Consider the following 12,196-nt stretch of genomic DNA (forward strand, 5'->3'; position numbering starts at 1 on the left):
CGTCCGCGGGAGGGCTGATCTCCGCAAGGCGCAGGCTCAGGCGGGTCGCCAGCCCGGGACGTCGCCGTGCAGGGCGTGGTAGAACGGGTCGCCGGGGCCGATCTCGCCCGCGCTGACCGTGGACCCGGTCAGCGCCGCCTTGTACAGGGCGGTCACCAGCTCCAGGGACCGCCGCCCGTCCTGCCCGCTGCCCCGGGGCCGCCGGCCGGCCCGCAGGTCCTCCAGCAGGCCGAGGAACTGGGCGCGGTGGGAGCTGGGCTCGTCCTCCGGCGGCGGCCACGGGATGCCGGCGGCGCCCTCGGCCGGGGTGTAGGTCCAGTCCGCGTTGGCGTAGCCGTACAGGTGGGTCAGCTCCAGTGTGCCGCCGGCCAGGTCGAGGCGCAGGTGGCTGACCTGGCGCGGCGACAGGGCGCTGTTGACGACGGTGGCCAGCGCGCCCGACTCGAACCGGACCAGGGCGGTGGTGACGTCGTCGGTCTGCACGTCGCGGGCCAGCCGGGCGGCCATCGCCCGCACCTCGCTCCAGTCGCCGAGCAGTTCGAGCAGCAGGTCCATCTGGTGGATGCCGAGGCCCATCGCGGGCCCGCCGCCCTCGGTCTCCCAGCGTCCCCGCCAGGGCACGGCGTAGTAGGCGTCGTCGCGGAACCAGGTGGTCTGGCAGTGCGCGACGTACGGGGCGCCGAGCGCGCCGTCGGCGATCAGCCGCCGCAGGTGCTGGGAGCTGGAGCCGAACCGCTGCTGGAACACGATCGCCGCGTACGGCCCGCCCTCGCGCTCGGCGTCGACCATGGCGTCGTACTCGGCCAGCGACAGGCACGGCGGCTTCTCGCACCACACCCACGCGCCCGCCCGCAGCGCGGCGACCGCCTGCGCGCTGTGCAGGGCGGGCGGGCTGGTGATGACGACGAGGTCCGGGCGGGTGTCGGCGAGCGTCCTTTCGAGGTCGGCCGAGGCGTACGGCAGGCCGAACTCGCCGGCGAAGGCGCGGGCGAGCGCGTCGGTGGCGTCCACGACGGCGACCACCTCCACCTCCTCCGGCAGCTCGCGGAACAGGGGCAGGTGGGCGTGTCTCGCGATCTGCCCGCCGCCGACGACGGCGACGCGGAGGGGGGACGGCACGGGGATGGCCTCCTTGGGAAAGCGCTTGCCGAGGCACGGTAGCACGGAGCGGGCTCAGCCGGTGCGGGCCGTCGCGGCGTACGCCCGCGCGATCTCGCCCGCCGCCGCGCGCAGCGGCTCGACCAGCCGGTGCAGCTCGCGGGCGCGCCGCGACGACAGCACGATGCCCACCGCCGCCACGGCCCGGCCCTCCACCAGGACCGGCGCCGCCGCCGAGCACGAGCCCAGCGTCATCTCCTCGAACGTCAGCGCGTAGCCCTGCGCCCGCACAGTCGCCAGCTCCCGCGCCAGCCGCCCCGGCTCGGTGATGGTGTGCGGCGTGGGCCGCTCCAGCTCGCGGGCCAGGTACGCGTGCACGAACCACTCGGGTTCGTACGCGAGCAGCGCCTTGCCCACGCCGGTCGGGTGCATCGGCAGCCGGCCGCCGGTCCTGGAGACGATCCGCACGGCCCTCCTGCCGTGGACCTTGTCGAGGTACAGCGCCTCGACGCCGTCGCGCACGGCCAGGTGCACGTTCTCGCCGGTGCCGGCGAACAGCTCCAGCAGCCACGGGTGCGCCACCTCCTGGAGGTCGCCGGCGGCGAGCCGGCCGAGCTCCCACAGCCGCAGCCCGATCCGCAGCCGCCCGTCGGTCCCGCGGCTCAGCACCCCTCCGCCCTCCAGCTCGGCGGCCAGCCGGTGGACGGTGCTCAGCGGGAGCCCGCTGCGCCGGGCCAGGTCGGTGAGCGTGAGCCGCGGGTACGCCGCGTCGAACGCCCCCAGGATGGCGAGCACCTTGGACGTCACCGTGCGCCCGGCCTCGCGGGAGTGGCCTGCCATGCGGGAATCCTGCCGAATCCTTCCACTGGACGGAAGGGACGGCTCGGCGCGGCCACCCTCCGGGCACGATCCTTCCCCCTATGCGAACTCAGGTCGGGATCATCGGGGCCGGGCCGGCGGGATTGCTCCTGTCGCACCTGCTCCACCTGCGCGGCATCTCCTCCGTGGTGCTGGAGAGGCGCAGCCGCGCGTACGTGGAGGGGCGCGTGCGCGCCGGCGTGCTGGAGCAGGGCACGGTCGAGACGCTGGTGGAGGCCGGTGTCGGCGAGCGGCTGCGCCGCGAGGGCCTGCCGCACCACGGCATCGAGCTCAGGTACGGCGGGCGGGGCCACCGCATCGCGTTCGAGGAGCTGGTGCCCGGCCGGACGATCACCGTGTACGGGCAGCAGGAGGTGGTCAAGGATCTGATCGCGGCCCGGCTGGCGGCGGGCGGCGACGTGCGCTTCGAGGTCGAGGACGTGGCCCTGCACGACCTGGACGGTGAGCCGTACCTGACCTTCGGCGGGGAGCGGCTCGACTGCGACGTCATCGCCGGCTGCGACGGCTTCCACGGCGTGTCGAGGCCGTCGGTGCCGGAGGGCGCGCTGACCTTCCACGAGCGCGACTACCCGTTCGCCTGGCTGGGCGTCCTGGCCCGCGTCGCCCCGTCGTCCGACGAGCTGATCTACAGCCGCACGGAGCGCGGCTTCGCCCTGCACAGCATGCGCACACCTGAGATCAGCCGTTTCTACCTCCAGGTGCCGCCCGACGCCACGGCCGGGGAGTGGCCGGACGAGCGCGTCTGGGCGGAGCTGAAGGCCCGCCTGGAGACCGTGCCCGGCTTCACGCTGGCCACCGGCGAGATCCTGGAGAAGGCCGTCACGCCGATGCGCGGCTTCGTCACCGAGCCGATGCAGTACGGCCGGCTCTACCTCGCGGGCGACGCCGCGCACATCGTGCCGCCGACCGGCGCCAAGGGGCTCAACCTGGCGGTGGCCGACGTGCGGGTGCTGACGGAGGCGCTGGACCGGTTCTTCGCGACGGGCTCGGCCGAGCTGCTGGACGGCTACTCGGCGGCGTGCCTGCGGCGGGTGTGGCGGGCGCAGCACTTCTCGTGGTGGATGACGACCCTGCTGCACACGTTCGACTCCGACGACGCGTACGGCCGGCGGTTGCAGCTGTCGTACCTCGACTACGTCACCTCCTCGCGGGCGGCCGCGACGACGCTGGCGGAGAACTACGTCGGCCTGCCCTGACGGTTGTTGACGCCGTCGAGCGCCCAGGCCGTCCCCTCACCGCCTCTTCCCGGACCGCTCCTTCCCGGACCGTGTCCGGGGCCGGTCCCGCCTCACCCGTGGGACCGGCCCTCCGGGTCTCCGAGTCACGATTTCAGACTTTACCGAAACTACGCCATTGACCCGCGACGCCTCGGGTTTCTAGATTTCGGTCATGACCTTAATTTCGCGAACGATGGCCGCCGGCATGGCGGCCATCGCTCTGCTGGCGGCGGCGCCCGCGCCTGCCTCGGCGGGCGGCACGACCGCGCCCCCGGCCGCCGAGGCGGTGCCGGCCGATCTCGGTGTGCCGCTCCAGGACGTGCTGCTGCTCGGTGGCACCGTCGCCCCCGGCCCCAGCGGCAGCCCCGTGCTCTGGGGCGCCTCCTCCGGCGCCCCCGCCCACCTCAACGCCGTGGACCCGGCCACCGGCCGCGCGGTGGCCCGGTTCGACCTGCCGGGCGCCGCCGGGGCCTGGGCGGTGGACGCGACGCCCGACGGCAGCGTCTACGCCGGCACCTACGGCGACGGCCGCCTCTACCGCTGGACCCGCCAGGGCGGCGTCACCGACCTCGGCCGCCCCGTCCCGTCCGAGAACTTCGTCTGGTCGGTGGCGGCGGGCGAGGGTGCGACCGTGTACGGCGGCACGTCGCCGGGCGGCCGCCTGTTCGGCTACGACCCGGCGACCGGCTTCCGCGACTACGGCAGGCTCTCCGCAACCCACGCGTACGTGCGCAGCGTCTCCTACGCCGGCGGCAAGATCTACGCGGGCACCGAGAACCCGGCCGCCGTCTTCGAGGTGGACGCCGCCACCGGCGTGGCGGAGAAACTGCCCACGCCGCCCGGCCTCGACGTCACGGACAAGTGGGCCTACGACGTCAACGCCGCCGGCGGCTTCCTCTTCGTCAGGTACGGCGGCGCCTTCCCGGGCCCCCTGCACGTCTGGGACATCGCCGCTCACGCCTGGACGGACACCCTCGAATCAGCCCACGGCCTCGACGTGTCCCCGCCGGACGACCAGGGACGGATCTACTTCGTGAAGGGCGGCGAGCTGGTCGGCTACGACCCGCACAGCCGTACCGTCACCCCGACGGGGATGCCCTTCACCGGACGGGTCGCGAACACGCGCGGCATCGGCTGGGCCGAGCTGGGCCTGCCCGACTACCCCGGCCGGAGCCTCGTCGGGCTGCTGTGGCGCGGCCTGATGTTCCGCTACAACCCGCAGACCGGCGCCAGGTCGTTCGTCCAGACGGGCATCCAGGGCGAGCCGATCGACATCACCGCCATCGCGGACGGTCCCGACGGCCGCGTCTACGTGGGCGGCTTCCTCAACGGGGGATTCGCGGCGCTCGACCCGGTCACGGGGGAGCGGGAGGAGTTCCACACCTTCTCCCAGAGCGAGGCCATGACGGCGCACGGCGGCAAGCTCTACGTCGGGGCCTATCCCGAGGCCAGGATCTACGCCTATGACCCCCGGCTGCCGTGGAACAGCACCGAGTACTCGCCCAGCCCCGAGCCCGGACCCGCGTCCAATCCGGCGCGGCTGCTCGACCTCGCCGCCGACAAGCAGATCAGGCCGCGCGCGCTGGCCCCGGCGGGCAGGTACGTGGCGGTCGGCACCATGCCCGACCTCGGGCAGCTCGGCGGTGTGCTCGCTCTCTGGGACCCTCGGGAGGGCCGGGTCGCCCACGCCCAGCGGCAGGTGGTCAAGGACCAGAGCATCGTCTCGCTCGCCTACCGCGACGGCGTCGTCTACGGCGGCACCTCGATCTACGGCGGCCAGTCGGCGACCCCGCCGACCCAGCCGGAGGCCAAGCTGTTCGCCTGGTCGGTGCGGGACAGGAAACTGCTGTGGGAGCTGGTCCCGGCTCCCGGGAAGCCCGCCGTCCCCGCGCTCGCCTTCGACGACCACGGCCGGCTGTGGGGGATCGCGGGCGGCGAGGTGTTCGCCGTGAACGTGGCGGCCCGCAAGGTGACCTCGCGGGTCACGCTGTCGGACAGCGTGTCGGCCTCCGGCCAGCTGGTCTTCAACGCCCGGGACCGCCGCCTGTACGGCGCGCACGCCGGCGCCGAGGTGTTCACGCTCGATCCGCGGACCGGCAGGCGGTCGGTGCTGAGGCAGGGACCTGTGCACCACCTCGCGGTGCACAGGTCCGGAGCCGTCTACTTCGCCGAGGGGCCGGAGTTGTTCAGGTATCAGCCGCAGAGGCGGTAGGTGGAGAAGTTCTCGAAGCGTGACAGGTACATGTGCTCGTCAGGCCCCTTGAGCAGGATCGAGATCGGCCGGGCGATGAGCGTGAGCGCCATCGTCGCCCGGTCGATCCGGTACGCCTTGCCCTGCACCTTGCCGTACAGCCGGCCGTCGCGGCCCGGCTCGATGTTGGTGTCGAGCCAGACCTGGGTGGCGGTGGACCACGGGTAGGTCTGGTGTTTCACGGTCCGCAGTGCCCGCCCGGTGGCGGGGTCGAGCTCGAACAGCGCGTCGGGGCTGAGTCCCCACAACCTGCCGTCGCCGTCGAAGGTGATCGAGCCGAGCGCCAGGTCGCCGGGCACAGGGGTGGTCGTCCACCTGAGCGTGTCGGTGGCGATGTCGTAGGCGAAGGCGTGCGCCGCGTCGCCCTGCGGGACCCCGGTGGCGCCGAACGCGGACGTGGTGCCGTAGAGGACGCCGTCGCGGTAGGCGAGGGCGATGATGCTCTGGCCGGGGATGAGATCGCGCCTGATCACGGTCCGGCCGGTGGCCGGGTCTAGCAGGCCCAGCGCGCCGCCGACCGAGCCGGCCTTGGGCACGGTGCCGAACGCCAGCCAGTCGCCCGCCGACACCAGGGCGAACGGCCGGTCCTGCTCCTGGCCGGCGAGCTCGAGCAGCTTCCTCGGCTCGGCGCCGTCGAACTCGTAGATGCGGGCGCCGGGGTAGACGCCCAGGTAGAGCTTGCCCTTGTGGGTGACGATGGCCTCGCTCTGGCCCACGTTCGGCCAGAACTGCGACGCGCCGGTGGCGGGGTCGTACGCGGCGAGGCCGCCGGTGAAGAAGCCGCCCGCGTAGATACGTCCGTCGGGGCCGACGCCCATGGACCTGATGGAGACGGGCTGCCCGGTCAGGGTGGAGTCGAACAGCCTGCCGCGGCGACGGTGGCGGTCGTAGTGCCAGACGCGGCCGGTGGAGGAGGTGCCGACGAGCGTGCCGCCGTTCCAGCCGAGGATCCTGGCCGCGCCGCCGCCGAGGTCGGTGAAGCCCAGCTTGGTGGTCTTCCTGGTCCTGAGGTCGTACGTGACGAGCTCGTCCCCCTGGACCAGGTACACCTGGTGGCCGTGCCGGCCGCCGCCCACGGTGAGACTGTCGATGTCGTCCACGACGTCGCGCCAGGCGCCGGCGGCCAGGTCGTAGACGCCCATCGGGTTGGTGCCGGTGGTGGTGCCGAAGCGGACCAGGAGGTGGCGGCCGACGACGTCGAGGTCGTAGGCGTAGCCGCTGCCCGTGATCGGCGGGTCGATCACCTTGACGAGGGTTCCGTCGGGCCGCAGCACGGCGACCTTCATGCTCTGCGCGCCGACACCGGCGTAGATGGTGCCGTCCTCGGCGATGGCGAGGTCGCGGATGTACTGCTCACCGGGGACGGGGCTGCCGAGGTCGTCGATACGGCCGGTCGCCGTGTCGTGGCGGAACAGCCGGCCGTTGGGCGAGGTGCCGCCGTAGACGGCGGTCCCGTCCGGGCTGGCGGCGACCGTCCAGACGAACGTCTCGCCCGGCACGGCGATGCCCAGCTCGCGCACCTCGTCGGTGGCGGGGTCGTAGCGGAACAGCCTGCCCATGGCCCCTGCGGTGGCGTTGTAGCTGCCCACGTAGACGGAGTGGTCGGGGGCGACGGTGACGGCCCAGGAGCCGAGCGCGAGGGGAAGGGGCCGCTCGGCGACGAGGCTCGCGTCGGCGGCGTTCCTGACGCCCAGGATCGCGGGACCGGAGGCGCTGGAGGTGACGGAGTAGAGACGGTCGCCGTCGAGTGCGGTGCCCGCCGTGGTGGCACCGGTGAGCGGCAGGGAGCCGAGGCTCTGGAAACCGCAGCCGGTCGGCGGCGTGGCGGTTTCGGCCTGGGCCGGAGCAGTGAGGGACAAGGCGGTCAAGAGGAGTACGACGAGTAAGCGCATGGGCCTACCTCCGCTAGAACGGGATTACGGGCTTGACCGTAATCCTGAGCACTGCCCATGACAAGACCGCCGCGGCGCCGATCCCGGCACGCGGTACGGGGGGAGGGGCTACCGGGGTGGAGACCGGAACAGGCGCGCGGCCTCCTCCGGGGTGTCGCGGACCGTCAGGGGCGCGGGGCTGAGCGCGTCCAGCCGCCGCCGGAAGTCCGGCCTGATGCCGGTGAGCACCAGGGTCCCGGCCTTGGCGCCGTCCACCTGCTGCTGCGCGGTGATCAGGGCGGCGACCCCCATCGCGTCCCAGAACGTCACCGCGCTCAGGTCCATCACCAGCCGCGGCTCGGGCTCACCGGAGACGACGTCGCGGACCACGGCGGCGAGCTCCAGCGCCGCCTGGTCGCCCAGCGACCCGGACAGCTCCAGCAGGACGTGCGACCCCTGATCGAGGCGGCTGAGGCCGAACGGCGTGTCGTGCCCGTCCGGGGGAAGGGCGAAGTCGGCGACCGCGACGGTGCCCTCCGGGCCGGAGCCGATCATGAACCGGTCGGGCAGGAAACGGGCGATCCACAGCCCGTGCCCGTGCTGGACCGGCCAGCGGGCGGCGTCGGGCACAGGGGTCCGCGCCTCACCCGCGGCTTCTTCCAGCTGTCCGGCGTCCGGCAAGGCCTCGGTGTCCGCGTCCGGCCGGGGGATACGGGGCTTCAGGGACGGTCCCGCGTCGCTGACCTCGCACCGCAGTGCGCCGGCCATCCGCCAGATCCGCACCCGGCCCGTGCCCGCGCCGTGGACCACCGCGTTGGTGGCCAGCTCGTGCACGGTGATCACCAGGTCCATGGCCCGCCCGTCGGGCAGGCCGGCGTGCGAGGCGTGCGCCTCCAGCGTGGCGCGCAGCGCGTACAGCAGGTCGGCGTCGAACGACTGGTCGAGGATGAGGTCCGGATCGCCTTTCGCGGCCGGGGGCAGGTTCACGGACTCGTCATCGACCATGACCGGTCACCAGATTGATCCCCGGAATGCCGCCGGCTCCCAGCAGCACGAACCTCGACGCGGTCGCACGGCTGCACCGCAGATCCACCTTCCGATCGGGGGCCACGCTCCTGGCCGCCTCCATGATCATGCGGGCGCTGGAGAGGTCGATGAACGCGAGCTCGGCCATGTTGACGGTGATGTCACCTTCGCCCCTGATCGCCTCGGTCAGCGCCATCCTCAGCGCGTCCTCCGCGGTCCGGTCCATCTGCCCGGCCAGCCGGATGCCGGGTGGCGCGTACTGGCGGCATATTCGTAGCAACGGGTCGTTGTGGTACGTGGCGGCGGCCACCGAGTGCGTGTGGAACGGCGACACCGACGCCAGCGTGACCGGGTCGAAGCGGTCGCGGTCGTACTGGCACAGCACCGAGACGCTGGTGCCGGACAGGGCGGTGGCGATCTCCTCCTCGAACGCCGGCAACTGCTCGATCCCGCTGACCGGCTGGAGCGCCCACCCCATGTCGAGCGCCACCCGCAGCCCGGAGTAGCCCTCGTCCGCGGTCTGCTCGATCTGGTCGCGCAACCAGCCCATGGCGTGCTCCACGGCGAACGCCTGGCCCGACAGCAGGCCCTCCTTGCAGGCCAGGACCTCCATCCGGCCGTTGGCGGTGGCGGACTGCACGGAGATCCCGCGGTGGCCGAGCTCGGCCAGCGCCTCCTGCGGCTCCACGCACAGCCACACCACCCGCAACCCGCCCTTCAGCCCGTCCCGCACGAACGCCGCGGTCAGGTCGTGGAGCTCCTCCGGCTCGCCGAAGGTGAGGCAGGCGTGATCGTTGACCGTGAGGTCCGTGATCTGCACTTCCGCGTCCGTCACCGGGCCACCCATCCCCTCGCGGCCGCCGCCGCCCACATCGCCAGACCACCCAGGGTAGTGACCGGCCGCAACCGGTACGCTCCTCGGGACTCATTCGTCACCACCGTCCCGGAGCGCGCGGCGCCCGTCCCCTCACAGCCGCCCTCGCCTTCCGCCCGTTCCGAGGCGTCCCGCCGGAGCCTCACGGCCACCCTGGCCGCTACACGTGTGCCCTCAACGAGGGGACGCACACGTACATCCTTGGCTCTTCCGCCGGATAACCGCTGGCCCAGCGCACGCGTCGTCCGCCACCATCACCGTGTGACCCAACGGATCCAGCGCCTCAACCCTGCTTCCCTGCACCCCACTCCCGGCTACAGCCACGTGACGCTCGCCGCGCCCGGCCGCACGGCCCACCTTGCCGGGCAGTGTCCTCTCGACCGGACGGGCGCCGTCGTGGGTGAGGGGGACGTCCTCGCCCAGACCGACCAGGTGATCGCCAACGCTCTGACCGCCCTGGACGCCGCGGGCGCGCGGCCGGAGGACGTGGTCCGGTCGGTGATCTACGTGGTGAGCGAGGAGAGGGACGCGCTGGCCGCCGTGTGGCGGCGGCTGAACGCCTCGGCCCTGGCTCCGGCGTTCACGACCGCCTCCACGCTCCTGGGAGTGGCGCGGCTCGGGTTCACGGGCCAGTTGGTCGAGCTGGACCTCACGGCCGCGCTCCCACCCGAGCCTGAGCCCGCGCCTGGGCCCGCGCATGAATCCGAGGCCGGTCGGCTGCCGGTGCTGGTCGCGGAGGCTCAGGCGCGGGCCGGGGCCGCCGGGTTCCCGTACGCGTGCGAGCACGCCGTCGGCCGGCTGCTGGCCGTGCTCGCAGCGCGGGTGCCCGAGCACGGGCGCGTCCTGGAGATCGGCACGGGGCTCGGGGTGGGGACCGCGTGGCTCCTGTCCGGGCTCGCCCCGAGGACGGACGTCACGCTCGTCACGGTCGAGCGCGACGCCGAGCGGATCGGCCTGGCCGCCGCCGGGGCGGGCTGGCCCGCGTTCGTCCGCCCGACGAGCGGTGACGTCCTGGAGCTCCTGGACGGGCTCGGCACGTTCGACCTGATCTTCGCCGACGCCGAGGGCGGCAAGCACGAGGGCCTCGACCGGGTGATCGCCGCCCTCGGCCCACGCGGGACGCTCGTGGTGGACGACATGACGCCGCAGCCGCACTGGCCCGCCGATCTCGCGGCCCGGCAGCACGACGTACGGCGCGCCGTCCTCGGCCATCCGGACCTGGTGGCGGTGGAGCTGTCCCACGGGTCCGGCGTCATCCTCGCCACGAGACGCGCCGCCTGACCATCCGGCCGGGTCACCACAGGTCGATGGAGCGCGTGAAGATGCCCGCCACGTCCTCCTCCGTCACCGGCGCGGGAGCGGTCGCGAGCAGGCGCTGCTGCCTCATCGTCCCCTCGACCAGGGCATCGATGTCGTCCGTGCCGTACCCGACGGCGCCGATCCCGTTGGGGACGCCGACGTCGCGCATGAGATCGACCAGGACGCCCGGCAGGAACTCGGCCGGCTCGGCCGGCTCCTCCCTGTCCGGGGCGAGCAGCCGGGCGGCGCGCAGGTGGCGTTCCGGCGCCGCCGGGAAGGTGAACCTGAACGCCTCCGGCGCCGTGAGCGCGACCGACATCCCGTGCGGGACCATCGGCTCGTCGCCGGGGTAGTCCTTCGGGTGGAAGTCGCGGACCCGCCCGGCGATGGGGTAGGCGTTGGCGTGCGGAAGGTGCACGCCGGCGTTGCCGAAGCCCATCCCGGCGAACGTCGCGGCCAGGGCCATCTCGCCACGGGCCGCCGTGTCGTCGCCGTGGCGCACGGCGCGCCGGAACGATCTCGCCAGCAGCCGCATGGCCTGCTCGGCCCACATGTCGGAGATCGGGTTCGCGCCGCAGTAGGGCACCCGCTGCTCGGGTCGTTTGCGCTCGCTGCCGGTGTACCAGCGGGCGGTGTAGCTCTCGACCGCGTGGCAGAGGATGTCCATGCCGGCCGAGGCGGTCACCCCCGCCGGCTGGGTCAGCGTGAGGTCGGGATCGACGACGGCGAGCGCGGGGCGCAGCGCGGCATGGCTGATACCGGTCTTGACCTTGAGCGACAGCACGTCAAGCACGCAGATGGTGGTGCTCTCCGCGCCGGTGCCGGTGGTCGTGGGTACGGCGACGAGCGGCTTGAGCGGGTGGTCCGGCGCCCGGCCGTGCCCGACCGGGGCGTTGACGTAGTCCATCAGCTCGCCGGGGTTGGTGAGCATCAGGTCGACCGCCTTCGCGGTGTCGATGCTCGACCCGCCGCCGACGGCGACGAACGCGTCCCAGGGCCCCGTGGCGCGGGCGTGCTCGACGGCGGCGGCGAGGCTGGCGTCGGTCGGTTCGACGTGGACCTGGTCGTAGACCCGGGCGTCGATGCCGTGGCGGCGGATCTGCTCGGCGATCCGTTGCGGGGCGCCGGTGGCGGCGACGCCCTGATCGGTGACGATCAGGACGCGGCGGACGTCGCCGTACTGACCGAGGTCGAAGCCGATCTCGGCGGAGGCGCCGTTGCCGAACTTCAGCCGGGGCGCGCCGTAGGTGAAGACGGTCTCGGGGGTGACCGGAGGCGTGGTCGTCATGCGGGTTCCCTACCCCGTGGCGGCCGTCCCCCGCGACCTGCGCAATCAGCCCGGAACGCCAAGAAGCCCCAGACTCCCGGCGGCTGCCGTGAGCTGGGGCGGATGGTGGACGATACTGGGATTGAACCAGTGACCTCTTCCGTGTCAGGGAAGCGCTCTCCCGCTGAGCTAATCGTCCGTGTTGAGTTGTCACTCAGAGCGGAAGACGGGATTCGAACCCGCGACCCTCACCTTGGCAAGGTGATGCTCTACCACTGAGCCACTTCCGCATGGCGCCGAACTTTACTTTAGCGGATCCCGTGAGGGATCGCCGCCTGACCGAGGTGGAGACGGGATTTGAACCCGTGTAGACGGCTTTGCAGGCCGCTGCCTCGCCTCTCGGCCACTCCACCA

The 12,196-nt window shown here is 73.0% G+C and carries 9 protein-coding genes and 3 tRNA genes; 3 read left to right on the plus strand and 9 right to left on the minus strand.

From position 1 onward, the window contains the following. Positions 1-36 precede the first annotated feature (36 nt). Together AB0H64_RS23800 and AB0H64_RS23805 are read right to left on the minus strand one after the other, a co-directional pair. Positions 37-1,119: a Gfo/Idh/MocA family oxidoreductase gene (locus AB0H64_RS23800; RefSeq protein WP_357628202.1), complete on the minus strand. Its 1,083-nt coding sequence runs from the start codon at positions 1,117-1,119 to the stop codon at positions 37-39. A 54-nt stretch (positions 1,120-1,173) separates the two neighbouring features. Beyond that, a complete protein-coding gene (locus AB0H64_RS23805; protein ID WP_357628204.1) occupies positions 1,174-1,938 on the minus strand; it encodes an IclR family transcriptional regulator in 765 nt (254 codons plus the stop codon). Between the two features lie 80 nt (positions 1,939-2,018). Between AB0H64_RS23805 and AB0H64_RS23810 the strand changes: the two genes are divergently transcribed. Both AB0H64_RS23810 and AB0H64_RS23815 read left to right on the plus strand, forming a co-directional pair. Then, positions 2,019-3,173: a 4-hydroxybenzoate 3-monooxygenase gene (locus AB0H64_RS23810; RefSeq protein ID WP_357628207.1), complete on the plus strand. Its 1,155-nt coding sequence runs from the start codon at positions 2,019-2,021 to the stop codon at positions 3,171-3,173. Between the two features lie 193 nt (positions 3,174-3,366). Next, entirely contained in the window at positions 3,367-5,406 is a 2,040-nt protein-coding gene (locus AB0H64_RS23815; RefSeq protein WP_357628209.1) for a hypothetical protein, read from the plus strand. Here AB0H64_RS23815 and AB0H64_RS23820 read toward each other — a convergent pair. From AB0H64_RS23820 to AB0H64_RS23830, 3 genes are all read right to left on the minus strand, one after another. After that, complete coding sequence (locus tag AB0H64_RS23820; RefSeq protein ID WP_357628212.1) at positions 5,388-7,337, minus strand: hypothetical protein; 1,950 nt, start codon at positions 7,335-7,337, stop codon at positions 5,388-5,390. The two genes, AB0H64_RS23815 and AB0H64_RS23820, sit on opposite strands and share 19 nt — an antisense overlap. A gap of 108 nt (positions 7,338-7,445) precedes the next feature. Further along, a complete protein-coding gene (locus AB0H64_RS23825; RefSeq protein ID WP_357628215.1) occupies positions 7,446-8,321 on the minus strand; it encodes an ATP-binding protein in 876 nt (291 codons plus the stop codon). Beyond that, positions 8,311-9,177: an MEDS domain-containing protein gene (locus AB0H64_RS23830; protein WP_357628218.1), complete on the minus strand. Its 867-nt coding sequence runs from the start codon at positions 9,175-9,177 to the stop codon at positions 8,311-8,313. The genes AB0H64_RS23825 and AB0H64_RS23830 overlap by 11 nt, the downstream gene beginning before the upstream one ends. Positions 9,178-9,477: 300 nt before the next feature. On the opposite strand from AB0H64_RS23830, the gene AB0H64_RS23835 reads away from it, so the two are divergent. Continuing rightward, positions 9,478-10,497 (plus strand): Rid family hydrolase, encoded by a 1,020-nt coding sequence (locus AB0H64_RS23835; protein ID WP_357628220.1) that lies wholly within the window; start codon positions 9,478-9,480, stop codon positions 10,495-10,497. Positions 10,498-10,510: 13 nt separating this feature from the next. Here the strand turns inward: AB0H64_RS23835 and AB0H64_RS23840 are convergent, their stop codons facing one another. The 4 genes from AB0H64_RS23840 to AB0H64_RS23855 form a co-directional block, all read right to left on the minus strand. Continuing rightward, positions 10,511-11,803, minus strand: coding sequence for a hydroxyacid-oxoacid transhydrogenase (locus tag AB0H64_RS23840; protein WP_357628223.1), 1,293 nt, complete (start codon positions 11,801-11,803; stop codon positions 10,511-10,513). Between the two features lie 103 nt (positions 11,804-11,906). After that, positions 11,907-11,981, minus strand: a tRNA-Val gene (locus AB0H64_RS23845). Between the two features lie 19 nt (positions 11,982-12,000). After that, positions 12,001-12,072: transfer RNA gene (locus AB0H64_RS23850), tRNA-Gly, on the minus strand. 52 nt (positions 12,073-12,124) lie between these two features. Beyond that, positions 12,125-12,195 (minus strand) — tRNA-Cys (locus AB0H64_RS23855). Position 12,196 lies beyond the last annotated feature (1 nt).

This window comes from Nonomuraea sp. NPDC050733 (assembly GCF_040654215.1).
GTDB lineage: Bacteria > Actinomycetota > Actinomycetes > Streptosporangiales > Streptosporangiaceae > Nonomuraea.